The organism is Leucobacter sp. (assembly GCF_053528595.1).
This window is the reverse complement of sequence record NZ_JAIVPF010000007.1, coordinates 13,857-40,091: the sequence shown is the minus strand read 5'-3', so window position 1 is coordinate 40,091 and position 26,235 is coordinate 13,857. Positions and strand designations below refer to the sequence as shown.

Sequence of the window (26,235 nt, the reverse complement as noted above, 5' to 3'; positions counted from 1 at the left end):
CTCCACAGAAACGCCCGAGTTCTCCCCAGCTATCCACAGGGTGATGAATATCTGTGGAGAAACGGTCGGTGAACGGGTGTCAGCGAGAGCCCTGCTTGATACGCGTCGTCAGCTCCTGCACCTGGTTGTAGATCGACCTGCGCTCGGCGATGAGCTGCGAGATCTTCTTGTGCGCATACATGACGGTGGTGTGATCGCGGCCGCCGAAGAGCTGTCCGATCTTGGGCAGCGAGAGGGGGGTGAGCTCGCGGCACAGGTACATGGCGATCTGCCGGGCCGTCGCGATCTGCTGCGCGCGCGTGGGGCCGTAGAGGTCGTCGATCGACAGATCGAAGTACTCGGCCGTCTTGCTGATGATGTCGGAGGGCTGCACCTCGTTGTCGGCGTCGAGTGTGATCAGATCCTTCAGCACCGTGTGCACGAGCGGCATGTCGATGTGCTGCTGGTTCAGGCTGGCGTAGGCCGTGACCCTGATCAGGGTGCCCTCGAGCTCGCGGATGTTCGACGAGAACTTGCTGGCGATGAACTCGAGGATGCTGTGGTCGATCTCGAGGTTCTCCCGCTGCGCCTTCTTGCGCAGGATCGCGATGCGCGTCTCGAGGTCCGGGGCCTGGATATCGGTGAGCAGTCCCCACTCGAAGCGCGAGAGCATCCGCTCCTCGAAGCCGCGGAGCTGCTTCGGCTGCACGTCGCTCGTGATGACGACCTGCTTGTTGTGATCGTGCAGCGTGTTGAAGGTGTGGAAGAACGCCTCCTGGGTCTCCACCTTGTCCTCGAGGAACTGGATGTCGTCGACGAGCAGGATGTCGACGCTGCGATACCGCGAGTGGAAGGCGGCGCCCTGGTTGTTGGCGATGGAGTTGATGAAGTCGTTGGTGAAGTCCTCCGAGCTCACGTACCGCACGCGCACATCGGGGAAGAGCTCGCGCGCGTAGTGCCCGATCGCGTGGAGCAGGTGGGTCTTGCCGAGGCCGGAGTCGCCGTAGATGAAGAGCGGATTGTACGCCCGGGCCGGGGCCTCGGCCACCGCGACGGCGGCGGCGTGCGCGAAACGGTTCGACTGCCCGATCACGAAGCTGTCGAAGCGGTACTTCTCGTTCAGGCGGCTGTCGACGGGCGCCTCGGCGCCGTGCCGCCGGCGCGGTTCGTCGACGGGGCGCACCGCATCGTGCCGAGGAGTGGCGTGCGTCGATGCCGGAAGCGGTGTCGCGGCGGCCGGCTCCTCCTCCACGGCGGAGGGTTCGGGATCCAGCGACGGATGCGCCTCCTCGTCGACGATGACGACGAAGTTCTCGATCTCGTCGGCCTCGGGGATCCCCGCGATCGCGGCCATGATCGAGGGTCGCAGGCGACTCTCGAGCAGCTTCAGCGTGAACTCGTAGGGAACCGCGAGGTAGAGGGTGCCCGCCGCGATCCCCCGGGGCAGGGCGAGGGCGACCTGAGCGCCGTTCGCGGGGCCCACGGACGGGTCGCCCATGACCGCCCGGGTCACACGCGCCCAGACCTCCTGCAGTTCGTCATCAGTCACGCGTCTACCCGGCTCGATCTCGAATGGATTGGAATGGTCAATGTTATACCCAGAGTTATCCACAAGGGAATCGCCGCAGATCCGTGCAATTCCGGGATATTGTCAGCGGTGGGAGAACACCTGCGCCCACGTTAGCCACAGTTTTGTCCACAGGCAAGTCTGTCTGTGAAAGCGGAGATCGATCTTCGTCTCGGCGCGTCGCATCCGCGCCGAGACGGTGCCGGAGCCGGCCGTCGGGAGCCGGTCGGGGGGAGCCGAGACTTTGACGGAGCCGGAGTTCTCGCGTAGAGTAAGTACCTTGTATGGGCGGCCCGCCTGGATCGGCGCACTTGCGCCAGTGCGTGCTGCGGAAAACGCGTGCGTTTTTCTCACGGCATCACGTGCTCGCCCAGATCCGACTTCCTCGATGTCACCGAGCCTCGGGGATCTGTTCCATAAGTCACGGAGTCTGTCATGAGCAAGCGTACCTTCCAGCCCAACAACCGCCGCCGCGCCAAGGTGCACGGCTTCCGCGCCCGCATGCGCACCCGCGCCGGCCGCGCCATCGTGGCGGCCCGTCGCGGCAAGGGCCGCTCGAAGCTCACCGCCTAGTCTCACCGTTCCCGGTTCCCGATCGTGCCTGCGAGGCAGCATCGTGTCACCCGGGGCGAGGATTACCGCCGCGCCGTGCGCGCCGGTCGCCGCGTGGGGGGTGCCTTGTGCATCACCCACGCGGTTTTGCGTGCACCCGGAGAACCCGCGAGGTTCGGCTTCATCGTCTCCAAGGCGATCGGCAACGCGGTCACGCGCAATCTGATCCGCCGCAGGATGAAGACCGTCGTCGAGCGCCGGCTGCACGCGGGTTTCGGCGAGCTGGACGTGGTCTTCCGGGCCCTGCCGGCGATCACCGACGCGTCCTTCGAACAGCTCGAGCACGAGATGAATCGCGCCCTCGACCGCCTCGCCCACGAGATGCTCCCCCGGGGCGCGGAATCATGACTCCGTTGCTCGAGATCTGGCTGCTGCCGCGCAACGCGATGATCGCGTTCATGCACGCCTATCGCCGCCTCGTCTCCCCGCTCTACGGACAGGTATGCAGGTATCATCCATCCTGTTCCCGGTACGCTTTGGAGGCGTATCAGCTTCGCGGCTTCCTCGTCGGCACGGCGCTCACCGTCTGGCGGCTTCTCCGCTGCAATCCCTTCACTCCCGGCGGTATCGATGACGTACCTCCCGGGCAGCACCAGAACTTCGTGATCAACCCTCGCGGCTTCGTCCGCCCCATCGAGCGAAAGGCCTAACCCGGTGGACTTCTTCGAAACGATACTGTGGCCGCTGCGCTGGCTCGTCGAGCTCGTGCTGTGGGCCTGGCACTGGCTGTTCACCGCGATGGGCATGGACCCGGCCTCGGGCGTCACCTGGGTGCTCTCGATCATCGGCCTCGTCGTCGTCGTGCGCTCGGCGCTGATCCCGGTGACGGTCCGGCAGATCAAGTCGCAGCGTCGAATGATGGATCTGGCGCCCGACATGAAGAAGATCCAGGACAAGTACAAGGGCAAGAAGGATCAGTTCTCGCGCGAGGCCATGAGCCGCGAGACGATGGCCCTGTACAAGAAGCACGGCACCAATCCGTTCGCGTCGTGCCTGCCGATCCTCATCCAGATGCCGGTGTTCTTCTCGCTGTTCTACGTGCTCCGCCACGCCGCCGAGAACAAGACCGGCATCGGGTTCATGAACGAGTCGCTCACGAACAGCTTCAACGCGGCGAGCATCTTCGGCGCACCGCTCAAGATGACGTTCACCCAGGGCTGGGAGAGCGGCAACTGGATGGTCGTCGCGCTGCTCGGCGCCATCATGGTGCTCATGATCGCGTCGCAGTTCTTCACGCAGCTGCAGATCATGTCGAAGAACGTCTCGGACGAGACCAAGAACTCGCCGATGTACCGGCAGCAGAAGATCCTGCTCTACATCATCCCCTTCGCGTTCCTCTTCTCGGGTGTGGCCTTCCCGCTCGCGCTCAACATCTACTGGTTCAGCTCGAACCTGTGGACCATGGGTCAGCAGGCCATCGTCATCAACACCATGCCCACCCCGGGCAGCGAGGCCTGGCGCAAGCGTCAGGAACGTCTCAAGGCCAAGGGTAAGATGACCGACGACGAGAAGCGCGCGAAGGCCCTGGGCCAGGATCCGTCGGCCGCTCCCGAACCGCAGCAGGGTCAGCGCCAGCAGCCGATGAGCTCGAAGCGCTCGAAGAAGAAGAAGAAGTGAGGGGCACCGTGAGCACAGAGCGCGCTGACGAGAAGCTGGCCGGCGACGAACCGGGTCTCGAGGAGCTCGAGGCCGACGGCGATCTCGCCGCCGACTACATCGAGGGGCTGCTCGACATCGCCGATCTCGACGGGGACCTGGACATCGACGTCGCCAACGGCCGCGCGTACGTCTCGGTGAACGGCGGCGGCGAGGATCTCGATCGCATCGCCGCACCCGACGTGGTGCAGGCGCTGCAGGACCTGACCCGCCTCGCCGTGCAGGCGAGGACCGGCCGCTTCTCGCGGCTCATCGTCGATGTCGCGGGATCGCGCGACGCCCGCGCCACCGAGCTCAAGGGCATGGTCGACGCCGCGATCGCTCAGATCGCCGCGGGTCGGGATCGCGTGGAGCTCGAGCCGATGTCGTCCTACGAGCGCAAGCTGGTGCACGACGAGGTCGCGGAGCGCGGCTACCACTCGGAGTCGCGGGGCGAGGGCCGGGATCGACGGCTCGTCATCAGCCGCGGCTGAAGCCCACGGGCCCGTTTCACGTGAAACGAAGGCCCGACGGGGCGCCGGGAGCCTCGGCGCTCCTCCGCGCGACGCGGCGCAGTGCCGGGGTCGCGCGGATCCCACTCGCTCAGGAGTCGAAGTGATGAGGACGGAATGACGGTAGAACTCGAGCCGGAGCCCGCGGTCGCCGCCGCCATCGCGGGTGAGCGCATCGACGTGCTGCGCGAGTTCGCCCGGGACCTCGGCGCCCGGGGCGAGGAGCTGGGCCTCATCGGCCCGCTCGAACCGCCCCGCCTCTGGACACGGCACCTGCTCAACAGCGCGGTGCTGGCTCCGCTCGTGCAGTCCGGGGCCCGCGTGGCCGATATCGGAACCGGCGGCGGCATGCCGGGACTCGTGCTCGCGATCGTGCGGCCGGACGTGCGGTTCCTGCTGATCGAGCCCATGGAGCGCCGCTGCGCCTGGCTGAACGAGCAGATCGACCGCCTCGATCTCCGGAACGCGGAGGTGCGGCGCGGCCGCGCCGAGGAGTATCACGGCGCCTTCGAGGTGGATCAGGTCACGGCTCGAGCGGTGACGGCGCTGCGCAAGCTCGTGCCGCTCACCGCTCCCCTGCTGCGCGACGGCGGGGAGATGCTCTTCCTCAAGGGGACCTCGGTGCAGGACGAGATCGACGCCGCCGAGAAGGTGCTCCGCAAGCACCGCGTGCGCGACATCGCGGTCGAGGAGCTCGGTGTCGGTCAGCTGGACGAGACGACCCGGGTGTTTCGGGCTAAAATCGATAGACATGGCTGAAGCGGAGAAGTCGCTCGTCGGCGACCACCTCGTCGATAAGATCAGGCGACGCCGCAAACTCGCCGAAACCGTCTCCCCGTTGCCGGACGAGCCGCGGGTGATCACGGTGTCGAACCAGAAGGGCGGGGTCGGCAAGACCACCACCACGGTGAACCTGGCGTCGGCGCTCGCCCGTCGCGGCGCCAACGTGCTCGTGATCGATCTCGACCCGCAGGGCAACGCCTCCACGGCGCTCGGCGTGCCCCATCGCCCCGAGGTCACGAGCGTCTACGACGTGCTGCTCGGCGACAGCGGGCTCGAGGACGCGCTGCAGTCGACGACGGACCACGAGAACCTCGACTGCGTGCCGTCGACCATCAACCTGGCCGGCGCCGAGATCGAGCTGGTCTCGCTCGTCGCGCGCGAGCAGCGGCTGCGTACGGCACTGCAGGCGTTCCTCGCCGAATCCGAGCGCACGTACCACTACGTGTTCATCGATTGCCCGCCCTCGCTCGGGCTGCTCACGGTCAACGCCTTCGTCGCCGCCGACGAGGTGCTCATCCCGATCCAGTGCGAGTACTACGCGCTCGAGGGGCTGAGCCAGCTGCTCGGCAACATCCAGCTCATCCAGAAGCACCTCAATCCCGGGCTGCGCATCTCGACGATCCTGCTCACGATGTACGACGCCCGCACCAACCTCGCCCAGGAGGTCGCGGGCGAGGTGCGCGCGCACTTCCCCGAGCAGGTGCTGAACGCGGTGATCCCCCGTTCGGTGCGCATCTCGGAGGCCCCCAGCTACGGGCAGACCGTGCACGCCTACGACGGCGCGTCGATCGGCGGGCTCGCCTACCTCGAGGCCGCGGCCGAGATGGCCGAGCGGGGCCCGGGATCACCGAACAACATCAGTAACCAGAACGGAGAGGCGTAGCGCATGGCGACGAAGAAGCGAGGCGGGCTCGGCCGCGGGATCGGCGCGCTCATTCCGCAGTCGCCCTCGAGCGGGGAGCGCCCGGTCGATGTGTTCTTCCCCGCCAACGGTGGAGCGGTCGCGGCGATCGATGCGGGCGAGGAGACCGTCGGGGTCGACACCGACGACGCTCTGCAGGAGGTGCCGGGCGCGCAGCTGACCCGCCTGCCGGTCGCGGACATCGTGCCGAACCGCTCGCAGCCGCGCACGGAGTTCGACGAGGAGGCCCTCGAGGAGCTGACGCACAGCGTGCGCGAGTTCGGCGTGTTCCAGCCCATCGTGGTGCGGGCCATCGAGCCGGCGCCGTCGGCGGGCGAGCCGCGCTACGAGCTGATCATGGGCGAGCGCCGCCTGCGCGCCTCCAAGCGGGCCGGGCTGGAGACCATTCCGGCGATCGTGCGCAGCACCGCCGACGAGCACATGCTGCGCGACGCGCTGCTCGAGAACCTGCATCGCGCGCAGCTGAACCCCCTCGAGGAGGCCTCCGCCTACCAGCAGCTCCTCGCCGACTTCGGCATCACGCAGGAGCAGCTCGCGGAGCGCATCGGCCGCTCGCGGCCGCAGATCTCCAACACGATCCGGCTGCTCCGCCTGCCGGAGCCGGTGCAGACGCGCGTGGCGGCGGGAGTGCTCTCGGCGGGTCACGCGCGCGCGATCCTCTCGCTCGATGGCGACGGCGAGGCCATGCAGCGCCTCGCCGACAAGATCGTCAACGAGGGACTCTCGGTGCGCGCGGCCGAGGCGGTGGCGTCGGAGGAGCCCAAGCGCCGCTCCCCCAAGCCGCGGGCGGGCGGTGTGCAGGCGCAGCTGGGCGAGATCGCCGAGCGCCTCGGAGATCGCTTCCACACCCGCGTCGCGGTGAAGCTCGGGGCGAAGAAGGGGCAGATCATCATCGACTTCGCGACGATCGCGGATCTCAAGCGCATCCTCGCCGAGCTCGACGACCCCGGCTTCGGGTAGGTATTCCCCGAAGCGGCGGGCCGCGTGGTTGACTGGTGCCATGAGCCAGGAAACGAGAATCGTCGCGGCCGAACGCGAGGTGTCCGCCGACCCGGCGGTCGTCTTCGAACTGATCGCCGATCCCGCGCAGCAGCCGAGCTGGGACGGCAACGGCAACCTGATCGAGGCGGCCGCGGGTCAGCGCGTGCACGACGTCGGAGATGTCTTCGTGATGCGCATCCACAACGGCGAGGATCGCGAGAACCACATCGTGGAGTTCGAGGAGGGGCGCCGGATCGCGTGGCGCCCGTCACCCGTCGGTGAGCCGCAGCCGGGGCACCTCTGGCGCTGGGAGGTGGATCCGCTGCCCGCGGGCGGATGCCTGGTGCGTCACACGTACGACTGGACCGGGCTCACCGATCCGAACCGCTTCGCCCGCGCCCGCGGGAACACCGTCGACGCGCTGCGCGCGTCGATCGACCGTCTCGCCGCCCTCGCCGAGCAGACGCCGGCCGCCTGAGCGGGATCTCCCCGTTCGGCAGGCTCGGGGAGCGGGCGCCTGCAACCGTCATCCTGCGCGGAGGCGGGGAACAGGCCGGAGGCGCAGGACCCGATGACCCGGGTATCTCGATGCGGATCCCGCGGGCCGCGACTCGCCGGGTTTCGACTCGCCTCGCTCGCTCAACCGGCGAACAGGTGCAAGCCGGCCATCCGTGCTTTCCCACTGGCGAAGCGGACTCGACGCGGCGCACCATCGCACCTGCGCGCGACTTCTGCCACCCGCCCCTCACCATCTGTCGAATCATCGGCAAACGAGAGCGGCGGTGAGGCGATCGGGGAAGCGTGCGCATCAGGGATGCGTGGCGCGGAGCGACACGCGAGGCCGCCGTGTGCGGCCCCACGAATCGAGGTGAACGCTGACGCGTTCAACTTCAGAACGATTCGTGCCTGTCCAAGCACGCGGCCGATCGTCTCACCGCCGCAGAGCGAGAAGACTCAGATGATGCCGTTCAGGTGCTCCTCGATCATCGGCTTCGGCATCGCCCCGATGATCTCGCGCACCTCCTCGCCGTTCTTGAAGACCTTCATCGCGGGGATGGAGGTGATGCGGTACTGCGCCGCGAGATTCGGGTTCTCGTCGACGTTGAGCTTGACGATGCGCAGCTTGCCCTCCTGCTCGGCCGCGATCTGATCGAGCACCGGCGCCACGGCGCGGCAGGGACCGCACCAGGCGGCCCAGAAATCGACGAGCACGGGGATCTCGCTCTGCAGCACGACCTTGTCGAAGGTCTGCTCGTCTACGTTGATGGCCTCACTCATGATGGCTCCTCTTTCCTTGGGAAGATGGTCGGTGATCAGCGCTCGACGAGCGCTTCGACCTCGACTCGGTCCAGCTCGACGGCCTCCAGTTCGCCGTGGTCGGCGATCGCCGCGAGGTAGTGCTCGGCGTCGAGCGCCGCGACCGTGCCCGACGCGGCGGCCGTGACGGCCTGGCGGTAGGTCGGGTCGACGACGTCGCCGGCGGCGAAGACTCCGGGCGACGAGGTGCGCGAGCTGCGTCCCTCGACCGCGATGGTGCCCTCCCCGGTGAGGTCGAGCTTGCCGTGCACGAGGTGGGTGCGCGGGTCGTTGCCGATCGCGATGAACAGGCCCTCCAGCGCGAGCTCGCTCTCGGTGCCGTCGACGGTGTTGCGCAGCGTGACGCCGCTGAGCTGGCTCTCGCCGTGGATCGCGGCGACCTCCGAGTTCCAGATGAACTCGATCTTCTCGTTGTCGAAGGCGCGCTGCTGCATGATCTTGGAGGCCTTGAGTTCGTCGCGGCGGTGGATCACGTAGACCTTGTCGGCGAAGCGGGTGAGGAAGGTGGCCTCCTCCATGGCGGAGTCGCCGCCGCCGACCACGGCGATGGTCTTCTCGCGGAAGAAGAAGCCGTCGCAGGTCGCGCACCACGAGACGCCGTGGCCGGAGAGCCGGTCCTCGTCGGGCAGGCCGAGCTTGCGGTAGGCCGACCCCGTCGCGTAGACGACGGTGTGCGCCTCGTGCACGGTGCCGTCGCCCGTGGTGAGGCGCTTGATCTCGCCGGAGAAGTCGACCTCCACCACGTCGTCGTACACCACCTCGGTGCCGAAGCGCTCGGCCTGCTCCTGCATCTTCTGCATCAGGTCGGGCCCCTGGATACCCTCGGGGAAGCCGGGGAAGTTCTCGACGTCGGTGGTGTTCATCAGTTCCCCGCCGATCGCGACCGAGCTCGCGAAGAGCAGCGGCTTGAGGCCGGCGCGTGCCGCGTAGATGGCCGCGGTGAAACCGGCGGGGCCGGAACCGATGATGATGATCTGGTGCATGGGGCTCCTCGCGCGCAGTGCGGTTCTGACGCGGCCGGGGGCCGCGCGGGGAATATCAGGGTGCGGTCGGGACCGCGCAGGTGGTACAACCCATACTAGGGCGGTGCTATTCCGCGGCCCGGGTCGCAGCGCCGGGTGCGGTGGCCGCGTCGGCGTCTGCGTCGGTCGCATCGTCGACGTCGGACGCCTCTGGTTCATCGTCCGCGTCGATTCCGGCGTCGGCGCCGTGCTGACGCCGACGGCGCACGCTGCGCCAGATGCCGAAGCCGAGCAGCAGCGCCGCGAGCGAGCCGATCACCCAGAGGGCGATGGTCTCGAAGCTGCTGCGGATGGAGACGGGAAGCGTGCTGGTGAAGACGGTCGGATCGCCCGTCGCCGCCGACACGGTGACCACGAGCCCCGACTCTCCAGAGGAGACGCGGCTGAGCACGGGGACGAGCACCCGCTCGGTCGCCTCGGCGGGCACCACGACGTCGGGGAACCGGCGCTCGGTGACCGAGAGCGCGGCCGACGAGGGCTCCACCTGCACCGCGACGATCGCGTCGAAGGGCAGCGCGTTGCGCAGCTGCACCGGTACGCGGGTGGAGCTGCCGACGAGCTGGGTGTGCTCCGTGCTGATCACGCGCACGCCCTCGAGCAGCTCGGCGTCCCGCTCCCGGTACTGGGCGGCGACGCCGTCGAAGTCGACTCCGGGGGCGGCGTGCCGCGTGGCGAAGAGCTCGAGCAGGCGCGCGCGCTGGTAGCCGCTGAGGTACTCGGGGTTCACGAGCACCGCGCCGAGCTCGGTGACCGAGGATTCTCGGCTCGCGGCCGAGCGCAGCAGCTCGAGCCGCTCCTCGTTCGTGCCGCCGGCCCGCAGGGATGCCCGGCCCTCGGGCAGCTCGGAGACGGGGGCGGGCACGACCCAGTCGAACGAGGCGAGCAGTTCGAGCAGCAGCGCCGGGTCCTCGCTGTCGCCCGTCGCGCCGCGGTCGAGGCCGAGCAGCAGGCCCTCCGAGCCCGACTGCGCGGCGAACGCCAGCCGGGCGGCGAGCCGGGCCGAGCCTGCAGCGCGTTCGGTCTCGGTGGCTCCCGACAGCGCCGCGAGCGCGTCGTCGCCGAGCGCGTCGTCGGCGATCAGCGCGTCGCTCCGGGAGATCCGCGCGCGCGCCGTGTCCGCCGTCGAGGCGTTGCCCGAGCCGAGCACGACCGTGTCGACGCCCGAGGTGCGCAGCAGTTCGAGCGTGTCGGCGTCGACGGCGCCGTTCGCCGGCCACGCGACGGGATCGCCCTGAGGCCAGCTCAGCAGATCCTCCAGCGTCGGCAGGGACTGCGTCTCGGAGTCGTCCTGCGCATCCGCGCTCTCCTGCGCATCCCCCTCTCCTCCGGCGCCGGACTCGCCGGAGGCCGAGGAGTCCGTCGCGGCGTCGGAGGTCCCGGCGCCGGACTCGCCGGGATCGCTATCGGCCGCGGCAGCAGAACTCTCCGCAGCGGAGGCCGCGGCGGTGGCACCCTCGGTGGCGGCCGTCGCTCCGCCCTCGGCCGCCAACGGGAAGCTGCCGAAGCGCGAGACGAAGTCGAGGCTGCTCGGGGTGAGCAGCGAGGTGAAGCCGAGGGCGGCCTGCGCCGCCGGATCCGCGTCGGCGAACTGCAGCAGGAAGCTGGGCAGCGCGCTCTGCTCCAGCCGGGCGAGGAACTGCCGGGCGTTCTCGGGGGCCTCGTCGCCGTACGCCCGGATCCCGGCGACGACGCGCGGATCGATGGCGAGCGTGGCGCGGTGCGCACGGGCCTGGGTGAGCAGCCGATCCCACGCGGGCACGAGCTCGCCGAGCTGGCTGCGCGTGGGAAGCGTGCGGATCTCGGACGGGAGCACGACCGGCACGATCAACCCCAGCGGCACGCTGCTGCGGGCGTCGGGCTGTCCGTCCCCCGATCCCCCCTCGCCCTCGGCGCTGGGCGATCCCGGCCCCCGCCAGACCACCGGTGTCACGGCAGAGAGGGGATCCGCGGTCTCCGCGCCGTCGGAGGGGTCGGGTGTGAACGACGCCCGCACGGTGTACACGCCACGGGTCTCGAGCGTCGGGAGCTCGTCCTGCGGCACCGCGATGGTCGCGGCCTGCTCGCTCTCGGGGGCCGTCTCGCCGATGCGCGCCTCCGCGAGGTGCAGCGAGGGCGTCGTCGACTCCGCGTCCAGGTCGTCGGGGGACTGCGCCGGCTGCACGGAGAGGCGCAGCTCGATGGTCCCGCTCGGGATCGCCAGCTCCCCCGTGTTCCTGACGAGCAACCCGAACGCGGCGTCGGTGCCCTCGAGGATCACCGGCTCCTGCGGCGCGACGACGAACTCGGCGGCGAGCGGCGCGGGATCCGGATCCTCCGGCTCGGCGAGCGCGGGTGCCGCGGGTGCGACCAGCAGCCCGAGCACGACCAGTGCGGCGGGGGACGCGAGCGCGCGGCGCCGACGAGCTGATGACATGGGGCCCAGTCTATGGATCGACGCTGATACGGATCCGAGCCGTCGCGTCCCCCGGTACGCTTGAGGGATGCCCTCTCTCGCCGAATCCATGCAGGCACTGCGGGCCATCGCAGCCTCCGAGCCCGTCGCGACGCTCGCCGCGGCCTTCGCGGATCGCGGCCACGAGTTCGCCCTGGTCGGCGGACCGGTGCGCGACGCGCTGCTGGGCCGCACCGTGACCGATCTCGACTTCACGACCTCGGCCCGGCCCGATGAGACCCGCGAGATCCTCGAGTCGCTCACCCGCAGCGTGTGGGACGTGGGGCGGGACTTCGGCACCATCGCCGCGCAGCTGCTCGGAGAGGACGTCGAGATCACGACCTACCGCGCCGACACCTATCGCGACGACTCCCGCAAGCCCGAGGTCAGCTACGGCGACTCGATCGAGGGCGACCTGGTGCGGCGCGACTTCACCATCAACGCGCTCGCGCTCATGCTGCCCGAGCTGCGGCTCATCGACGTCGGCGCGTCCTCCGCGAGCGGCGCGGGCGGAGTGGAGGATCTGCTGGCCGGCGTGATCCGCACTCCCGGCTCCGCGGAGTCGTCGTTCACCGATGATCCGCTGCGCATGCTGCGAGCGGCGCGCTTCGCCGCGCAGCTGGGCTTCGAGGTGTCGGCGGATACGCAGGAGGCGATGGTGCGCTTCGCCGATCGCCTCGACATCATCTCTGCCGAGCGGATCCGCGACGAGTTCGTCAAGCTGATCTCGACCGACGACCCCCTGCCCGGGATCCGGCTGCTCGTCGACACCGGGCTGGCCGATCGCTTCCTGCCCGAGCTCACCGCGCTGGTGGCCACGCAGGACGATCACGGTCGGCACAAGGACGTCTACGAGCACAGCCTCACCGTGCTGCGGCAGGCGATCGAGCTGGAGCGGACCCGGGAGCACTCCCCCTCCCCCGACATCGTGCTGCGGATCGCCGCGCTGCTGCACGACATCGGCAAACCGGCCACCCGTCGCTTCGAGCGCGGGGGCGTCACCTTCCACCACCACGACGTGGTGGGTGCGAAGCTCGCGCGGAAGCGCCTGCGCGAGCTGCGCTTCGACAACGACACCGTGAAGCGGGTGTCGCGCCTCGTCGAACTGCACCTGCGCTTCTTCGGGTACAGCGATCAGCAGTGGACGGACTCGGCCGTGCGGCGCTATGTGCGCGACGCCGGCGGCGAGCTCGAGCGGCTGCACATCCTCACCCGCGCCGATGTGACGACCCGCAACCGGCGCAAGGCGGAGCGCCTCGAGCACGCGTACGACGACATCGAGCGGCGGATCGGCGAGCTCGCCGAGGCCGAGGAACTGGCTGCTGTGCGCCCCGAGCTCGATGGGGAGCGCATCATGGCGATCCTCGGGATCCCGCCCGGGCCGATGGTGGGCCGCGCCTACAAGCACCTGCTCGAGGTGCGGCTCGACGAGGGGCCGATCGGCGAGGAGGCGGCCGAGGAGCGGCTGCGCGCCTGGTGGGCGGAGCAGACGGCCGGGTGAGGACGCCGGGCGGATGCGCCGGCCCATCGGGTGCTGAGGATCCCGCGGCGCAGCACCCCGGCCCGTCGATCGAGCGGAGCGCAGGGGAGTCGAGGTCGGCGATCGCCCGCCGACCCGCCCCGGAAGGAACTGGAGAAAGACGATGACGCAGGATCCGAGCGAGTGGTTCGACGGGCGTGCGCGGGTGATGTTCGTGCACGCCCACCCCGACGACGAGACCATCACGACGGGGGGCACGCTCGCGGCGCTGGCCGGGGCGGGGCGGGAGCCCCTGCTCGTCACCCTGACCCGCGGCGAGCAGGGCGAGGTCGTCGCCGGCCCGCTCGAGGCGCTCGTCGCGGCCCACGGTCTCGCGGTGGCGAGGCAGAACGAGCTGCGCACCGCGCTCGGCATGCTCGGGATCGAGCGCCACGCGTTCCTCGGGGTCGAGCCGGCGCGAGCGGAGGGTCTCTCCCCCGCCATCTACGAGGACTCGGGCATGCAGTGGGGGGACGACGGCCGCGCGCTCCCGGACCCCGCGGCGGGACCGGACGCCCTCACGAGCGTGCCCGCCGTCGAGGCGCTGGGCGACCTGCTCGCCGCCGCGCACGCCGCCGGCGCGCAGGGCATCGTGAGCTACGACGACGGAGGCGGCTACGGGCACCCCGACCACGTCCTCGCGCACCGGCTGTCCCGCGCGGTGGCGCACGCGCTGGACCTGCCGTTCTGGGAGATCGTGTCGACGCACGGCGATGCCGCGTCCGAGGATGGCGGCGGCAGCGACGCGGATGCCGGGACCCGTTCCCCGGACGCCGCGGAGCCCGACACTCTGGTCGAGGCGCACGACGTCTCCCCCTGGTTCGACCGCAAGGTCGCCGCGCTGCGCGCGCACGCCACGCAGCTCACGGTCGACGGCGATGACATCGTGCACGTGGGCGGCCAGCGGGAGCCGATCGGCAGGATCGAATCGTTCCACCGCCGCTAGGGAGCGTCGCGCTCGCCGCGGCGGGGCGGCGCGGCGCGGGTGGGGGTCGCTTCCGAGTTCCGCGCTACGATGAGGCGATCCCAGTCCACGAAGGGCGGTGCTCGCGATGAGCGACTCGAATCCGCCGGGCCCGCCGCCGGGCGCGCCGGGCAGTCCGGAGGCGCCGTTCGGATCGGCCGCCGATCCCGCGCCGCCGCCGTTCACGACGCCGGGCTTCGGGCCCTTCGCCCGCCCGGCGCCGCCGACGTCGCAGCCCCCGAGCGCGCTCGCGAGGATCGTGTGGATCGCCGTGACCGCCGCGGTGCTGGTGGGCGGGATCGCGATCGCGAGCGAGGCGATCCGCGGGTTCGACGAGTTCGGCGGCTTCGATGGCACCGGCGGCTTCGGCGACGTGTCCTCGTGCGAGTGGGATCACGAGCCGACGGCCGCGGAGCTCGAGGTGTGCACCGGGTCCGCCGAAGAGGAGCCGTCCTTGGAGTAGCGGGATCCACCGCCCCCGCCGAGCCCGGGCGAGCCGCGGGATCGGCGCTGCCGCCGAGGGCGTAAAGGTGCTAAGCTGTTCTAGTTGTCTGCGTGTCGAGCGATCCGCTCCGCACGCGGGCACGATGCACAACAACCCTCCTGCCACAGAAATCCTGTGGCCGTGAAGTCCGAAGGAGGTGGGTCAGTAATGCATCCGTACGAACTCATGGTGATCCTCGATCCCGGTATCGACGAGCGCACCGTGGCCCCCAGCTTGGAGAAGTTCCTCGGCGTCATCCGCACTGCGGGCGGCGAGATCGAGAACGTCGACATCTGGGGCAAGCGCCGTCTCGCCTACGAGATCAAGAAGCAGGCCGAGGGCATCTACGCCGTGGTGAACTTCACCGCGACCCCCGAGGCGACCGCCGAGCTCGACCGTCAGCTGGGCCTCTCCGAGGCCGTGCTGCGCACCAAGGTGCTCCGCGCCGACGAGCTCATCGCTCAGCGCGCCGCTCAGGCCAAGCGCGATCAGGCCAAGGCCGCTCGTGCCGCCGCGAAGGTGGGCGCGTAGCTCATGGCCGGCGAGCCGCTGATCACCGTGGTCGGCAACCTGGTTGCCGACCCGGAGCCGCGCGTCAGCCAGGCGGGCAAGTCGTGGGTGACCTTCCGGATCGCCTCGACCCCGCGCGTGCGCGACCGCCAGTCCGGTGATTGGTCGGACGGCGAGCCGCTGTGGCTGGGTTGCCGAGCGTACGGGGAGTACGCCGACAACATCGCCGCTTCGCTCACCAAGGGCATGCGCGTGATCGTGCAGGGCCGTCTCACCCAGCGCAGCTACACCGACAACCAGGGGCAGCAGCGCACCTCCCTCGACCTCGAGGTCGAGGAGGTGGGGCCGTCGCTCCGCTTCGCCACCGCCCAGGTCAACCGGGGGCAGTCGCGCGGCCAGGTCGGCGGCTTCGGCGGCGGCAGCGGCCAGCCGCAGGGCCAGAGCGGTTGGGGCAAGCCCGCCGCGCAGCAGCAGGACAACCCCTGGACCAACTCGGGTCAGGGCGGCTCCGGCGGCGGTGGCGACTTCGGTGGCGGCTTCGACGACGAGCAGCCCTTCTAGGCAAGAAACTTCTTGATCCGGTGCAACCGGATCGCATCACGAAAAGAGACCAAATATGGCAGGCAAGTCCAGCGGCGCAGGCCGCAAGCCGGGTCGGGGTAAGAACGCCAAGACCCTCGCACCCGCGAAGAAGCAGACCGTCGGCGTCATCGACTACAAGGATGTCGCGACGCTGCGCAAGTTCATCTCTGAGCGCGGCAAGATCCGCGCCCGCCGCATCACCGGCGTGTCCGTGCAGGAGCAGCGTCTGATCGCGAAGGCCGTGAAGAACGCCCGCGAGATGGCCCTCCTCCCCTACGCCGGCTCCGGCCGCTAAGGAGTAGACCATCATGGCGAAGGTAATTCTCACGAACGAGGTCCAGGGCCTCGGTTCCGCCGGTGACGTCGTCGACGTCAAGAACGGCTACGCACGCAACTACCTCGTGCCCCAGGGCTACGGGGTGCACTGGACCCGCGGTGGCGAGGCCCAGGTCGCGCAGCTCCGTGCCGCGCGCGAGGCGCGCGCGCTCGCCTCGGTCGAGGACGCGCAGGCGCTCAAGGCCAAGCTGCAGGAGAACAAGATCCGTCTGCAGGCGAAGACCGGCACCGGTGGCCGCCTCTTCGGCTCGGTGAAGCCCGCCGCCGTTGCGGCCGCGGTCTCCGAGGCCGGCCTCGGCGAGATCGACAAGCGCAAGATCACCGTTCCGTCGATCAAGACGACCGGCGAGTACCGCGCGATCATCCACCTGCACGAGGGTGTGGACGCCGAGGTGACCCTGCAGGTCATCTCGCAGCGCTGAGCGATTCGCTCGCGCTGAACGCAGCGGGGCGGCGATCCTTCGGGATCGCCGCCCCGCTGCCGTGTGGGGACGAAGCCCGGCCGGTGCCGCTCCCGGCGCACCGCCGAGCCCTCCGCGCCGCCCGCCAGCTTGAAAAACGGAGCGGAAACGGGCGGTGAACCGGACGAAACGCCCGGAACGCGTTTCGGTCTTGACAAATGCGATCTCGAGCCGAGGTTGTCCACACCCTCCCCCGCATCGCAAGCCTCAAGTTCTACCTGAAACTTGAATAACTTTTTCGCTGTGGAAAGCGCAAATGCCTGATCAAAGGCTATAAATATCTCGTACTCCACAAGCCATCCACATCTTGTCCCCAAGCATGTGGACAAGATGCGGCTCAAAGCGGCCGGTTATGCACCGAGTTATCCACAGGGTCTATTTCCCCGCATCCGTCGACGTTTGAACCGCGCGGCGAGTGCCCATACCGTGAATGTCCGGGGTCTGGTGTCTGATCGTTCAGTAACAGCCCCCGTTTCAGCGTGAAGGAGTGACCGAGTGTCCATCGCACACCTGGGAATCCCAGATCCGTTCGTCGAGGACGAGGCCCGCGGGCACGAGCGGACCCCGCCGTACGATCTGCTCGCCGAGCAGAGCGCCATCGGCGGCATGCTGCTCTCGAAGGACGCGGTGGCCGATGTCACCGGCCTGCTCAAGGGCCCCGACTTCTACGTGCCGAAGCACGAGGTCATCTACGAGGCCGTGCTCTCCCTGTACTCGCGGGGCGAGCCCACCGACGTGATCACGGTGACCGACGAGCTCACGAAGGCCGGCGAGCTGCAGCGCGCCGGCGGCGCCGAGTACCTGCACACCCTCACCAGCATCGTGCCCACCGCGGCCAACGCGAGCTTCTACGCCGAGATCGTCGCGGAGAAGGCGCTGCTGCGACGGCTCGTCGAGGCCGGCACCCGCATCGTGCAGATGGGCTACGCGGGAGAGGGCGAGGCGATCGATCTCGTCAACGTCGCCCAGTCCGAGATCTACGGCGTGACGGGCGAGAGCCAGGGCGAGGACTACGTGCCCCTCTCGCTGGCGGTCGACGCGGCCATCGAGGAGATCAACAAGGCCAACGGCGCGGCGGACGGCATGCTCGGCGTGCCGACGGGTTTCAGCGAGCTCGATGCGATGACCAACGGCTTCGCGGGCGGGCAGATGATCATCATCGCCGCCCGTCCGGCCATGGGCAAGTCGACCCTCGCCCTCGATGTCGCGCGCAACGCGTCGGTGCACGCCGAGGCGCCGACCGTCTTCTTCTCGCTCGAGATGGGCCGGGCCGAGATCGCGATGCGCCTGCTCGCCGCCGAGGCCACGATCCCCATGCAGACCCTGCGCAAGGGCGCTCTCGACAACCGCGACTTCCAGAAGCTCGCGGCCACGCAGGCGCGCATCGCGGAGAAGCCCCTCTACATCGACGACAGCCCCAACCTCACCCTCGTCGAGATCCGGGCCAAGTGCCGGCGCCTCAAGCAGCAGCACGGCCTCCGCATGGTGGTCATCGACTACCTGCAGCTGCTGTCGAGCGGCAAGAAGACCGAAAGCCGTCAGCAGGAGGTCAGCGAGTTCTCGCGCGCGCTCAAGCTGCTGTCGAAGGAGCTCGACGTGCCCGTCATCGCGCTCTCGCAGCTCAACCGCGCCTCGGAGCAGCGTGCCGACAAGATGCCCGCCATCAGCGACCTGCGCGAGTCGGGCTCGCTCGAGCAGGACGCGGACATGGTGATCCTGCTCCACCGCGAGGCGGTGGGCGACCGGGACAGCCCGCGTGCCGGCGAGGCCGATTTCATCCTCGCGAAGCAGCGCAACGGGCCCACGGGCACGGTCACGGTCGCGTTCCAGGGCCACTACTCCCGCTTCCAGGACATGCCGCAGGGCGTATGAGCGCATCGCGCATCCCGTGAGCGCGCAGCGCTCGAGCGGAATCGCGCGGCGAAGCCGTGCGATCCGTTGCGGCGCCACTGCGACGGGATGCGCCCCGAGGGTGCGTCCGGCGACGTGTGATCCGTCTCGGCGACAGGGTGACGCGACGCCCGCCGGCGGCGCTTTCGGCGGGCCCGCGCGGTCAGGAGGCGCCCACTCGGGCGCGATAGACTGGGGACGAAGGAAGGGGTGTCATGGCCGCTGCGGTGACGAGCACTGGGCCGTCGACGACCCCCGAAACCCCGGTCCCCCGATTCGCGCGGCTCGTGCGCGTCGCGGCGCTGCTCGTCGCGGCCGTCGCCATCGCGTTCACGGCGACCCTGCACGAGCAGCTGGGCTTCGATCGGGGCATCGCCGCGGCCGCTCTGGCCGCCATCGGCGTCGCGCACCTGGTGGAGTGGGCGGCTCGACGCACCGCATCGCCGAGCCCGATTCCGCTGCTGCTCGCGATCGCCGCGATCCTCGCCGCGATCGCGCTGCCCTTCGCCGGCACGCCGATCGCCTTCGCGTGCCTGATCGCCGCCTGGGCGCTCGTGAGCGCGCTGCTGGAGCTGATCGGCAGCGTCGTGCGCCCCGGCAGCCGGTCGGACGCCACGCTGCTCGGTGCCGCGGGGATCCTCCTCGCCATCCTCGCGCTCCTCGTGCGCGAGGATCCCGTCGCCGTGCTCGGCTTCTTCGGCGCCTACGCGATCATCGCGGGCGTCTTCCTGGGCATCTCCGCGTTCGACACCCGCCGCGCGGACACCGCGGGCGCCGATCGCTAGATCTCCGATTCGACACGAAAGCAGATGATGAGCCAGTCCCCCGAGCCCACCGAGCAGGATCCCGTGACCCCGTCGCGCCGTGATCGCCTGCGACCGCTGGAACTCGTCGGCTTCTCCGCGGTGCTGGGGGTGTTCGCGGGCCTGATCGTGCTGATGGCCACCCGCGACTGGGTGCTCGCGCTGGTCTTCCTGGGGATCGGGTTCATCGTGTCGGTGCTGATGGTGGCCCTCGTCGGCCTCGGCGGCAAGCCCAGCGCCGAGGATCTGGAGGCGCGCAAGGATCTGCGGCGTCCCGACGACAAGAACTGGCACTGAGGGACCCGGTCCGGCGCACCGCGCGAAGCGGCCGAGGCCGTCGACGCAGCGATCTCAGCTTCGTGCCGCGCGATCCCGCACCCGCCGTCGCGTCCAGGTGCGGGCGTCGCGGCTGGAGAGGGCGAGCAGCACCAGGATGTCGAGCGCGAGCGTGAGCAGGGTGGTGCGCACGGTGATCTCCTCACCGGCGGCGAAGTAGGAGACGGCCGAGATCGTGATGCTCGCGGTGGCCCCGAGCATCACCAGGACGCGCGCCGCGTTGCTCCCCCGCCACACCGCCCAGGCGAGTGCGAGCAGCAGCAGCGCCCAGAGGCCCTCGATCCCGAGCACGATCCCGAGCGCCCACGCCGACTCGTCCGCGTCGAGATCGAACTCGTGGCGAATGGATCCCCACTCCCGCAGCAGCCCGACGCTCCAGAGCACCGCGCCGCCCGCGCGGAGCACCACGAGCGCCGCGCCCCCGGAGACGGAGAAGGGGCGCGTCTCCCGCGGGCCCGCCCGGTCGTCGCGGGCGAAGAGCGCCGAGGCGGGTTCGACCGCCGCCCGCTTGCGCGGCTCGTCAGTCACGCGGCACCTCCTCGGCGAAGGCGCGCAGATCGAGGATCGGCAGGTCGCCGTCCGTGCGGATGCTGTCGCCGCCCCCGTTCCGCGAGTGGTACCCGGTGGAGAAGTCGGCCAGCAGCTCGAGGCGGGCCGCAGGGTTCGCCTCCGTCACGGTGGTGACCACGTGATCCCGCTCGACATCGATGTCGGCGTCGATCTTGTGCGTGATCTGCAGCGTGAACAGGGAGAACCCCACCGCGCGGTCGAAGGTGCCCGCGGCCAGCCAGTCGACCCGGGCGCCGCCGGGCAGCAGCCAGTCCTCCGGCGTGCGCCAGAACCGCACGTGGTGCCGCTTCGCGGGGTTGCCCTCGACCTCCTGCTGATAGGCGAAGTCCTGCATCCGCCCGAAGAGGAACAGCGGGCTCACCGGCGCGCGATCGTAGCTGCGGCGGGTGAGGGTCGAGACGATGATGCGCCACGAGGAGCGCAGCGTCACCGGGTCGGCGCGGATCCAGCCCGCCGCCTCCATCGCCCGGTGCAGCTGCGGCTCGGAGCCGCGCAGCGACAGGTTGATCGGGTCGCCCAGCAGCCCGTCGCTCGTCCGGGTGCGTCCGATGAAGTAGTCGGGTACGTAGACCGTGGTCAGGATGCGGTGCAGGCGGGGGAGCACCAGGTACGCCAGCAGCACCCAGAAGGCGATGAGGAACAGGATGCCGAACCAGCCGAAGCTGAAGGTCTCGGTGAGCACGAGCCACGCCAGCCAGATGGCGGCGAGTCCCGCGTAGACGAAGAAGAACTCGTCGAGCACGGCCGTGAGCGAGATGCGCGAACGCTGCACCGGGTCCATGGACCCATGGTAGTCGGCTCGGCCCCGTCATCCAGGGACTGCGGGCGGCAGGATCGTGGAGACGCCGGAGCCCGGAGCCGGGTGCGCGGGATCAGTCCTCGGGATCCTCGGGGTCGATCGGGGCGTGGTGGTCGAAGGCCACGGCGCCGCGCTTCCAGTAGCCGCTGATCGCGTACTGCTCGCGCGGCAGCTCGAGCTCGCGGCGCAGCAGGCGGCGCAGCGGCACGAGGCGGGTGGCCTCTCCTGCCGCGAAGACGTACGTGGCGGTGTCGACTCCGGCGTCGCGCACGGCCGAGGCCAGACCGTCGGGATCGGCCGGGGGTGCTGAGACCCGCACGTCGCGGCCGCCCTGCGCTGCGAGGTAGGCGCGCACCCAGTCGAGCCCGTGGGTGACGTCGGCGATCACCTCGATGCGTGCAGAGGAGGGCATGTCCTCGATCCAGCGCGCGGTGGCCGGCAGTGCGGTCTCGTCGACGACGCAGAGCAGGCGCGGCGCGTTCGAGGCCGCCGACACCGAGCCGCGGGGGCCGACGATCACGATCTCGTCGCCCAGCTCGGCGCGCCCCGCCCAGCGGGCCGCGGGGCCGGGATCCTCGTGCCGGAGGATGTCGAGGTCGAACACCCGGTGTCCCGATCCGGGGCTTCTGCGCACGTTGAGCGGGGTGAAGTCGCGGCCGAAGGCCGGTCCCTCCGGGCGCACGATCCCGCTCTCGTCGGGGCCGACCGGGGTGGGCGCCAGGAGCTCGCCCGTCTCGGGATCGGGGAAGAAGACGCGTGCGTGATCCTCCGGCCCGGTGCTCGCCCAGTCGCCCAGTTCGTCGCTCGACAGCGTCACCCGCGTGAAGTGCTCGATCTCGGTGATGTCGATGACCGTCACCCGGCGCGCGGTGAAGCGGTGCACGGTGCGGGTGCGGGCGAAGCGGTCGTCGACGGGGGGCTCCAGTTCGGACACGGACATCCTCTCTTCGGATGCCTCCCACCTTGGCATAAGCGCCTCGGAGCCGCCAGCGCGGGCGGGGGCGGCGGTGCCCTTCGTATGTTCAGAACCTCGAGCGCGGGGCATGGGCGCCGGATGCCCCTGCACTGACACGCGCCCTTGTCCCGTGGTGATGACCTGAGTAACCTACTGGTACGCTATGAGGTCGAGATATCCGGATCCTGGCAGTGCACATGCACCATTCAGTTCATCAGAGGAGGCGGCTTGACCGACCCCACGTGCGCCACGCATGCGACCGGCGAAACAGGCAGCACCGATGACATCTCCAACACGAGAAGCCGCTGGAAAGGGAAACGGCTCGCCATCGTGCTCGTCGCTGCGGTGGCTCTCGTCGCTGGCGGATGGTTCGCTATCGATGCCGGCATGAAGCGAACGGTTCCGGACCTCACCGGTCTCACGCCTGTGAAAGCGGAGATCCTCCTCAGAGAAACCGGCCTCGCCATCGAGCAGGAGTATGTGGGGCCAGATATGAAGTGGAGCCTGTACGAGGTGCACAGCCAGGAGCCCTCCCCTGGAAGCAGGGTCTACTCGGAGTCCGCGGTGGCCGTCGTCTATCACCCGATCGAGGTCGAAGTGCCCGACGTCGTGGGAATGCCCTTCTCGGAGGCACGGCTAGCCCTGGAGGATGCCCATCTCACGGTCAACCACGATCTCGGCGACCACGATCCGGATCCCACCTGGAAGGTCCTGTCTCAGACACAGAAGGCGGGCACTGAAGTTTCCGCCGGGTCGGCGCTCGCAATTCGCCTCGACATCCCCGATATGGAGGTCCCGGATGTGGCAGGCCTCCTAGTCGACGAAGCCAAGACGAAGCTCGAGCGCGCTTACCTCAAGCATGAGATCAAGGGTGCGGGTAACACGGTCATATCTACCGACAGAAAGCCGGGTGAACGAGTCAGCATCTGGGCGACGGTGACCATGCGCGCGGGGAGCAAGATGCCTGACGTAGTCGGGATGACCGGCGCGGCAGCGCGGAACGCGTTGTCGGAGGCGGGCTTCACATCGATCGAATCTGGTGATGACTTCGACCTTAAGGTTCAGGCACAGAACATCCCAGCCGGAAAGGTCGTGGACTCCTCCACCAAGATCTCGTTGACCCTCCCTAAACGCGGGACGATTTACCGCATCACCGGAAACGGCAGTTCAGCGCTCATCACTTACGCGGCTCCTGGCACTTTCTCCATCCAGCAGGAGACCGCCGCGAGTCTCCCCTGGGAGAAGTACTTCGAGAACTCGACGGGAACCGCGGTGTTCAACGCTCAGATCCAGGATGGCGACTCCGTCACATGCACCTTGATTCGGAACGGAGAAGTCGTGAAGGAGCTTACCTCCACCGGCATGTACTCGGTGGTGCAGTGCTAGTAGGCGTCTCGTAGGGCCTGTCCTCGCGATCACGCCGCTGAGGACGACCGCGGCCACCATCCGGCCCTGTTCCGGGGTCCGTCCGACTCGGACGGACCCCGGAACGCGCTCAGCGCTGCAGGAAGTCGAGCAGCCGCACCGCGTCGCCGATGTAGGTGGCGGGGGTCAGTGCGAGCAGCCGCTGCTTGGCCTCGTCGCCGATCTCCAGCCCCGAGACGAACTCGACGAGCTCGGCCTGGCCGATGCGGCGACCGCGGGTGAGCTCCTTGAGCGCGGCGTACGGATCCGAGATGGTCGAGCGGCCCGCGGTGACCTCGGCGCGGATCACGGTCTGGATCGCCTCGCCCAGCACCTCCCAGTTCGCGTCGAGGTCGGCCGCGAGCACCTCGGGGGCGGCGTCGATCTGGCCGAGGCCCTTGAGGATGTTGTCGAGCGCGAGCACCGAGTGGCCGAGGCCGACGCCGATGTTGCGCTGGGCCGACGAGTCCGTGAGGTCGCGCTGCCAGCGGCTCGTGACGAGCGTGGCGGCGAGGGAGTCGAGGATCGCGTTCGAGAGCTCGAGGTTGGCCTCGGCGTTCTCGAAGCGGATCGGGTTGACCTTGTGCGGCATGGTCGAGGACCCGGTGGCCCCGGCGACCGGGATCTGACGGAAGTAGCCGATGGAGATGTAGCTCCAGATGTCGGTCGCGAGGTTGTGCAGGATGCGGTTCGCGTGGGCGATCCTGGTGTACAGCTCCGCCTGCCAGTCGTGCGACTCGATCTGGGTGGTGAGCGGGTTCCAGTCGAGGCCGAGGCCCTCGACGAACCGCTGCGACACCTCGGCCCAGTCGGTGTCGGGATCGGCCGCGAGGTGCGCCGCGAAGGTGCCGGTGGCGCCCGAGAACTTGCCCAGGTACTCGATGTCGTCGATCTGGTTCAGCTGGCGCTCCAGGCGGTGCACGAAGACCGCGAGCTCCTTGCCGAGCGTGGTCGGGGTGGCGGGCTGGCCGTGCGTGCGGCTCATCATGGGCAGATCGCGGTACTGCTCGGCCTGGCGGGCGAGCTCGCCGATGACCTTCACGAAGCGGGGGCGCCACACGTCGGCGATCGCCTGCTGCACGGTGAGCGCGTACGAGAGGTTGTTGATGTCCTCGCTCGTGCAGCAGACGTGGGTGAGCTCGGCGAGGTGGCCGAGGCCCTGCTGCTCGAGGCGGGCCCGGACGAGGTACTCGACGGCCTTCACGTCGTGCTGCGTGGTCTTCTCGGTCTCCGCGAGCTCGTCGATCTCGGCCTGCCCGAAGTCCGCGGCCCACTCGCGCAGCGCCGCCACCTGATCCTCGGCCATGGGGGTGCCGCCCAGCAGTTCGTGCTGCGTCAGGTAGACGAGCCACTCCACCTCGACGTGCACGCGCGCCTTGTTGAGACCCGCCTCGGAGAGCGTGTCGCCGAGGCCCGCGACCTGTGCGCGGTAGCGGCCGTCGAGCGGGCTGATGGGCTGCGGGGGCAGGGGCGTCATGGAGTCTCCGTGCAGTCGTGGCGTGTGGCGCGCGATCCGCCGCGCGGTCCGCCGTCTATTCTCTCACGGGGGTCGTGCGGCCGTGCGGCGTCAGCACCCGGCGCCCCGTCCGTCCTCGATCCGCCCTGCCCGCCCGGGGCTCTACCTTCGCGCGCCAGTAGTTGTCACCAAACGTCAGTTTTGGTGACAACTACTGGCGCGCGAAGGTGTCTTGCGGGGTGGTCGGGCGTGAAACCCTCAGCGCGGGAATCGGAGCAGCGCGCCGCTGGATCACCGGGTCAGGCGCTCGAGCAGCACGGTGCTGCTGCGCTCCACCTGCACCAGCACCTCCTCGAAGGCGCGCTGGTCCGAGTAGTAGGGGTCGAACACGTCCGGGTCGGCGGGCCGTTCGGGATCGAAGGCGGTGAGCAGGCTGAGGCGATCCGGATCCGCGCCGAGCCCGCGCAGGTGCCGCTCGTGTCCGCGATCCAGCGCGATCAGCAGGTCGTGGCCCGCGATGTCGGCGGTGCTCACCTGCGTGGCCCGATGCGCGCTGCCGTCGTAGCCCGCGTCGGTCAGGGCGACGAGGGTGCGCGGATCCGCGGCATCGCCCACGTGGTAGCCGTTGGTACCGCGGGAGGTCACGCGGAAGCGCTCGCCGATCCCCGCGCGCTCCGCGAGCGAGCGGAAGATCACCTCGCCCATGGGGGAGCGGCAGATGTTGCCGGAGCAGACGAAGCTGATGCGGAGGATGTCGGAGGCGCTCACCCCTCCAGTGTGCCCGAGCGCCCTCGGAGAACCCGGGGTGCGCTCGCCGCGGGGAGCGGGGCGCGTGCGGCGGGTGCGTGCGCGAGGCCGGGAGCGCCCCGGCTCAGCGATCCTCCTTCTGCTTGCCGGTGCCAAGCAGGCCGTTCATGAGACCCGCGAGGATCGACATCACGAGGGCCGCGAGCACGCCCCACCAGAAGGACTCGATGCGCAGGCCGAAGCCCGCGAGCTCGGACAGCCAGGCGACGACGGCGAACAGGAAGCCGTTCACGATGAGGCCGAAGAGGCCCAGCGTGATGATGTAGAGGGGGATCGAGACGAAGCGCACCACCCGGCCGAGGGTGCCGTTGACGAGCCCGAAGACGAGCGCCACGAGGACGAGCGTCAGCAGGGGTGAGTAGTCGTCCTCGCCGATGGGGACGACCCAGACGCCGTGCTGACCGCTGCCGCCCACGATGAGCGTGGTGAGCCACAGTGCGAAGGCGCCGACGAGAATCCGGATGATGGTGCGCATGCCCTCAGTCTCGCAGCCCAGCCTGCGGAGCGCCGCAGAGCGCGCAGGGCGGCGCGTGTTCGCTCGTCACTCCATGCGCGCAGGCCGACGGGGTTCGATCCCGCGCCGCCCGGACGACCGGTG

At 69.6% G+C, this 26,235-nt stretch carries 30 protein-coding genes; 20 read left to right on the top strand and 10 right to left on the bottom strand.

The window, feature by feature from the left end; genetic code table 11:
- Window positions 1-79: 79 nt before the first annotated feature.
- Window positions 80-1,528 (bottom strand): chromosomal replication initiator protein DnaA, encoded by a 1,449-nt coding sequence (gene dnaA, locus ACWKZU_RS01065; RefSeq protein WP_449280541.1) that lies wholly within the window; start codon window positions 1,526-1,528, stop codon window positions 80-82.
- A 453-nt stretch (window positions 1,529-1,981) separates the two neighbouring features.
- On the opposite strand from dnaA, the gene rpmH reads away from it, so the two are divergent.
- The 9 genes from rpmH (at window position 1,982) to ACWKZU_RS01020 (ending at window position 7,469) form a co-directional block, all read left to right on the top strand.
- A complete protein-coding gene (gene rpmH / locus ACWKZU_RS01060; RefSeq protein WP_010155609.1) occupies window positions 1,982-2,119 on the top strand; it encodes a 50S ribosomal protein L34 in 138 nt (45 codons plus the stop codon).
- Window positions 2,120-2,143: 24 nt separating this feature from the next.
- Window positions 2,144-2,506: a ribonuclease P protein component gene (gene rnpA, locus ACWKZU_RS01055; RefSeq protein WP_449280540.1), complete on the top strand. Its 363-nt coding sequence runs from the start codon at window positions 2,144-2,146 to the stop codon at window positions 2,504-2,506.
- Window positions 2,503-2,808: a membrane protein insertion efficiency factor YidD gene (gene yidD, locus ACWKZU_RS01050; protein ID WP_449280539.1), complete on the top strand. Its 306-nt coding sequence runs from the start codon at window positions 2,503-2,505 to the stop codon at window positions 2,806-2,808. The genes rnpA and yidD overlap by 4 nt, the downstream gene beginning before the upstream one ends.
- A 4-nt stretch (window positions 2,809-2,812) precedes the next feature.
- Window positions 2,813-3,775: a membrane protein insertase YidC gene (yidC, locus tag ACWKZU_RS01045; RefSeq protein WP_449280538.1), complete on the top strand. Its 963-nt coding sequence runs from the start codon at window positions 2,813-2,815 to the stop codon at window positions 3,773-3,775.
- A gap of 8 nt (window positions 3,776-3,783) precedes the next feature.
- Window positions 3,784-4,287 (top strand): Jag family protein, encoded by a 504-nt coding sequence (locus tag ACWKZU_RS01040; protein ID WP_449280537.1) that lies wholly within the window; start codon window positions 3,784-3,786, stop codon window positions 4,285-4,287.
- Between the two features lie 135 nt (window positions 4,288-4,422).
- Window positions 4,423-5,064 carry a 16S rRNA (guanine(527)-N(7))-methyltransferase RsmG gene (rsmG, locus tag ACWKZU_RS01035; protein ID WP_449280536.1) on the top strand — a complete coding sequence of 214 codons (642 nt, stop codon included), beginning with the start codon at window positions 4,423-4,425 and terminating at the stop codon, window positions 5,062-5,064.
- Window positions 5,057-5,971, top strand: a complete 915-nt coding sequence (locus ACWKZU_RS01030; protein ID WP_449280535.1) for a ParA family protein — start codon at window positions 5,057-5,059, stop codon at window positions 5,969-5,971. Before rsmG ends, ACWKZU_RS01030 begins: the two co-directional genes overlap by 8 nt.
- Before the next feature lie 3 nt (window positions 5,972-5,974).
- Window positions 5,975-6,970: a ParB/RepB/Spo0J family partition protein gene (locus ACWKZU_RS01025; RefSeq protein WP_449280534.1), complete on the top strand. Its 996-nt coding sequence runs from the start codon at window positions 5,975-5,977 to the stop codon at window positions 6,968-6,970.
- Window positions 6,971-7,010: 40 nt separating this feature from the next.
- Window positions 7,011-7,469: an SRPBCC family protein gene (locus ACWKZU_RS01020; RefSeq protein WP_449280533.1), complete on the top strand. Its 459-nt coding sequence runs from the start codon at window positions 7,011-7,013 to the stop codon at window positions 7,467-7,469.
- Between the two features lie 476 nt (window positions 7,470-7,945).
- On the opposite strand, the gene trxA is transcribed toward ACWKZU_RS01020, so the two are convergent.
- From trxA to ACWKZU_RS01005, 3 genes are all read right to left on the bottom strand, one after another.
- A complete protein-coding gene (gene trxA, locus ACWKZU_RS01015) occupies window positions 7,946-8,269 on the bottom strand; it encodes a thioredoxin (RefSeq protein ID WP_053383104.1) in 324 nt (107 codons plus the stop codon).
- A gap of 35 nt (window positions 8,270-8,304) precedes the next feature.
- A complete protein-coding gene (gene trxB / locus ACWKZU_RS01010) occupies window positions 8,305-9,291 on the bottom strand; it encodes a thioredoxin-disulfide reductase (RefSeq protein WP_449280532.1) in 987 nt (328 codons plus the stop codon).
- 106 nt (window positions 9,292-9,397) lie between these two features.
- Complete coding sequence (locus ACWKZU_RS01005; protein WP_449280531.1) at window positions 9,398-11,743, bottom strand: DUF6049 family protein; 2,346 nt, start codon at window positions 11,741-11,743, stop codon at window positions 9,398-9,400.
- Between the two features lie 67 nt (window positions 11,744-11,810).
- On the opposite strand from ACWKZU_RS01005, the gene ACWKZU_RS01000 reads away from it, so the two are divergent.
- From ACWKZU_RS01000 to ACWKZU_RS00955, 10 genes are all read left to right on the top strand, one after another.
- Complete coding sequence (locus tag ACWKZU_RS01000; RefSeq protein ID WP_449280530.1) at window positions 11,811-13,262, top strand: CCA tRNA nucleotidyltransferase; 1,452 nt, start codon at window positions 11,811-11,813, stop codon at window positions 13,260-13,262.
- Between the two features lie 142 nt (window positions 13,263-13,404).
- Window positions 13,405-14,226 carry a PIG-L family deacetylase gene (locus ACWKZU_RS00995; RefSeq protein ID WP_449280529.1) on the top strand — a complete coding sequence of 274 codons (822 nt, stop codon included), beginning with the start codon at window positions 13,405-13,407 and terminating at the stop codon, window positions 14,224-14,226.
- Between the two features lie 106 nt (window positions 14,227-14,332).
- Entirely contained in the window at window positions 14,333-14,707 is a 375-nt protein-coding gene (locus tag ACWKZU_RS00990) for a hypothetical protein (protein ID WP_449280528.1), read from the top strand.
- A 189-nt stretch (window positions 14,708-14,896) separates the two neighbouring features.
- Window positions 14,897-15,259 carry a 30S ribosomal protein S6 gene (rpsF, locus tag ACWKZU_RS00985; RefSeq protein WP_449280527.1) on the top strand — a complete coding sequence of 121 codons (363 nt, stop codon included), beginning with the start codon at window positions 14,897-14,899 and terminating at the stop codon, window positions 15,257-15,259.
- Window positions 15,260-15,262: 3 nt separating this feature from the next.
- On the top strand, window positions 15,263-15,799 hold the full coding sequence (gene ssb / locus ACWKZU_RS00980) for a single-stranded DNA-binding protein (protein WP_449280526.1): 537 nt from the start codon (window positions 15,263-15,265) through the stop codon (window positions 15,797-15,799).
- 55 nt (window positions 15,800-15,854) lie between these two features.
- Window positions 15,855-16,115, top strand: coding sequence for a 30S ribosomal protein S18 (gene rpsR / locus ACWKZU_RS00975; protein WP_017884085.1), 261 nt, complete (start codon window positions 15,855-15,857; stop codon window positions 16,113-16,115).
- A gap of 13 nt (window positions 16,116-16,128) precedes the next feature.
- Window positions 16,129-16,578 carry a 50S ribosomal protein L9 gene (rplI, locus tag ACWKZU_RS00970; RefSeq protein WP_449280525.1) on the top strand — a complete coding sequence of 150 codons (450 nt, stop codon included), beginning with the start codon at window positions 16,129-16,131 and terminating at the stop codon, window positions 16,576-16,578.
- Window positions 16,579-17,112: 534 nt separating this feature from the next.
- Window positions 17,113-18,489: a replicative DNA helicase gene (gene dnaB, locus ACWKZU_RS00965; RefSeq protein ID WP_449280524.1), complete on the top strand. Its 1,377-nt coding sequence runs from the start codon at window positions 17,113-17,115 to the stop codon at window positions 18,487-18,489.
- Window positions 18,490-18,722: 233 nt separating this feature from the next.
- Window positions 18,723-19,292, top strand: a complete 570-nt coding sequence (locus tag ACWKZU_RS00960; RefSeq protein ID WP_449280523.1) for a DUF308 domain-containing protein — start codon at window positions 18,723-18,725, stop codon at window positions 19,290-19,292.
- A gap of 27 nt (window positions 19,293-19,319) precedes the next feature.
- Window positions 19,320-19,607 (top strand): ABC transporter ATP-binding protein, encoded by a 288-nt coding sequence (locus tag ACWKZU_RS00955; protein WP_449280522.1) that lies wholly within the window; start codon window positions 19,320-19,322, stop codon window positions 19,605-19,607.
- A gap of 54 nt (window positions 19,608-19,661) precedes the next feature.
- Here ACWKZU_RS00955 and ACWKZU_RS00950 read toward each other — a convergent pair whose 3' ends face one another.
- From ACWKZU_RS00950 to ACWKZU_RS00940, 3 genes are all read right to left on the bottom strand, one after another.
- Window positions 19,662-20,174 (bottom strand): hypothetical protein, encoded by a 513-nt coding sequence (locus tag ACWKZU_RS00950; protein WP_449280521.1) that lies wholly within the window; start codon window positions 20,172-20,174, stop codon window positions 19,662-19,664.
- Window positions 20,167-20,997 (bottom strand): LssY C-terminal domain-containing protein, encoded by an 831-nt coding sequence (locus ACWKZU_RS00945; protein ID WP_449280520.1) that lies wholly within the window; start codon window positions 20,995-20,997, stop codon window positions 20,167-20,169. The genes ACWKZU_RS00950 and ACWKZU_RS00945 overlap by 8 nt, the downstream gene beginning before the upstream one ends.
- Window positions 20,998-21,088: 91 nt before the next feature.
- The gene (locus ACWKZU_RS00940; protein WP_449280519.1) at window positions 21,089-21,949 is read right to left on the bottom strand and encodes a siderophore-interacting protein; all 861 of its coding nucleotides are present in this window, start codon (window positions 21,947-21,949) and stop codon (window positions 21,089-21,091) included.
- Between the two features lie 249 nt (window positions 21,950-22,198).
- Between ACWKZU_RS00940 and ACWKZU_RS00935 the strand changes: the two genes are divergently transcribed.
- Window positions 22,199-23,356: an MmpS family transport accessory protein gene (locus tag ACWKZU_RS00935; protein WP_449280518.1), complete on the top strand. Its 1,158-nt coding sequence runs from the start codon at window positions 22,199-22,201 to the stop codon at window positions 23,354-23,356.
- A 109-nt stretch (window positions 23,357-23,465) separates the two neighbouring features.
- Here ACWKZU_RS00935 and purB read toward each other — a convergent pair whose 3' ends face one another.
- The 3 genes from purB to ACWKZU_RS00920 all read right to left on the bottom strand — a co-directional run bounded on the left by purB (window position 23,466) and on the right by ACWKZU_RS00920 (window position 26,112).
- The gene (gene purB, locus ACWKZU_RS00930; RefSeq protein WP_449280517.1) at window positions 23,466-24,851 is read right to left on the bottom strand and encodes an adenylosuccinate lyase; all 1,386 of its coding nucleotides are present in this window, start codon (window positions 24,849-24,851) and stop codon (window positions 23,466-23,468) included.
- A gap of 270 nt (window positions 24,852-25,121) precedes the next feature.
- Window positions 25,122-25,598, bottom strand: a complete 477-nt coding sequence (locus tag ACWKZU_RS00925) for a low molecular weight protein-tyrosine-phosphatase (protein ID WP_449280516.1) — start codon at window positions 25,596-25,598, stop codon at window positions 25,122-25,124.
- A gap of 103 nt (window positions 25,599-25,701) precedes the next feature.
- Window positions 25,702-26,112 carry a phage holin family protein gene (locus tag ACWKZU_RS00920; RefSeq protein ID WP_449280515.1) on the bottom strand — a complete coding sequence of 137 codons (411 nt, stop codon included), beginning with the start codon at window positions 26,110-26,112 and terminating at the stop codon, window positions 25,702-25,704.
- Window positions 26,113-26,235 lie beyond the last annotated feature (123 nt).

Coding starts and splice junctions, on each gene's coding strand:
- rpmH (WP_010155609.1), top strand. CDS start 1,982: ATGAGCAAGCGTACCTTCCAGCCCAACAACCGCCGCCGCGCCAAGGTG.
- yidD (WP_449280539.1), top strand. CDS start 2,503: ATGACTCCGTTGCTCGAGATCTGGCTGCTGCCGCGCAACGCGATGATC.
- rsmG (WP_449280536.1), top strand. CDS start 4,423: ATGACGGTAGAACTCGAGCCGGAGCCCGCGGTCGCCGCCGCCATCGCG.
- ACWKZU_RS01030 (WP_449280535.1), top strand. CDS start 5,057: ATGGCTGAAGCGGAGAAGTCGCTCGTCGGCGACCACCTCGTCGATAAG.
- ACWKZU_RS01025 (WP_449280534.1), top strand. CDS start 5,975: ATGGCGACGAAGAAGCGAGGCGGGCTCGGCCGCGGGATCGGCGCGCTC.
- ACWKZU_RS01020 (WP_449280533.1), top strand. CDS start 7,011: ATGAGCCAGGAAACGAGAATCGTCGCGGCCGAACGCGAGGTGTCCGCC.
- trxA (WP_053383104.1), bottom strand. CDS start 8,269: ATGAGTGAGGCCATCAACGTAGACGAGCAGACCTTCGACAAGGTCGTG.
- trxB (WP_449280532.1), bottom strand. CDS start 9,291: ATGCACCAGATCATCATCATCGGTTCCGGCCCCGCCGGTTTCACCGCG.
- ACWKZU_RS01005 (WP_449280531.1), bottom strand. CDS start 11,743: ATGTCATCAGCTCGTCGGCGCCGCGCGCTCGCGTCCCCCGCCGCACTG.
- ACWKZU_RS01000 (WP_449280530.1), top strand. CDS start 11,811: ATGCCCTCTCTCGCCGAATCCATGCAGGCACTGCGGGCCATCGCAGCC.
- ACWKZU_RS00995 (WP_449280529.1), top strand. CDS start 13,405: ATGACGCAGGATCCGAGCGAGTGGTTCGACGGGCGTGCGCGGGTGATG.
- ACWKZU_RS00990 (WP_449280528.1), top strand. CDS start 14,333: ATGAGCGACTCGAATCCGCCGGGCCCGCCGCCGGGCGCGCCGGGCAGT.
- rpsF (WP_449280527.1), top strand. CDS start 14,897: ATGCATCCGTACGAACTCATGGTGATCCTCGATCCCGGTATCGACGAG.
- ssb (WP_449280526.1), top strand. CDS start 15,263: ATGGCCGGCGAGCCGCTGATCACCGTGGTCGGCAACCTGGTTGCCGAC.
- rpsR (WP_017884085.1), top strand. CDS start 15,855: ATGGCAGGCAAGTCCAGCGGCGCAGGCCGCAAGCCGGGTCGGGGTAAG.
- rplI (WP_449280525.1), top strand. CDS start 16,129: ATGGCGAAGGTAATTCTCACGAACGAGGTCCAGGGCCTCGGTTCCGCC.
- ACWKZU_RS00960 (WP_449280523.1), top strand. CDS start 18,723: ATGGCCGCTGCGGTGACGAGCACTGGGCCGTCGACGACCCCCGAAACC.
- ACWKZU_RS00955 (WP_449280522.1), top strand. CDS start 19,320: ATGAGCCAGTCCCCCGAGCCCACCGAGCAGGATCCCGTGACCCCGTCG.
- ACWKZU_RS00945 (WP_449280520.1), bottom strand. CDS start 20,997: ATGGACCCGGTGCAGCGTTCGCGCATCTCGCTCACGGCCGTGCTCGAC.
- purB (WP_449280517.1), bottom strand. CDS start 24,851: ATGACGCCCCTGCCCCCGCAGCCCATCAGCCCGCTCGACGGCCGCTAC.
- ACWKZU_RS00920 (WP_449280515.1), bottom strand. CDS start 26,112: ATGCGCACCATCATCCGGATTCTCGTCGGCGCCTTCGCACTGTGGCTC.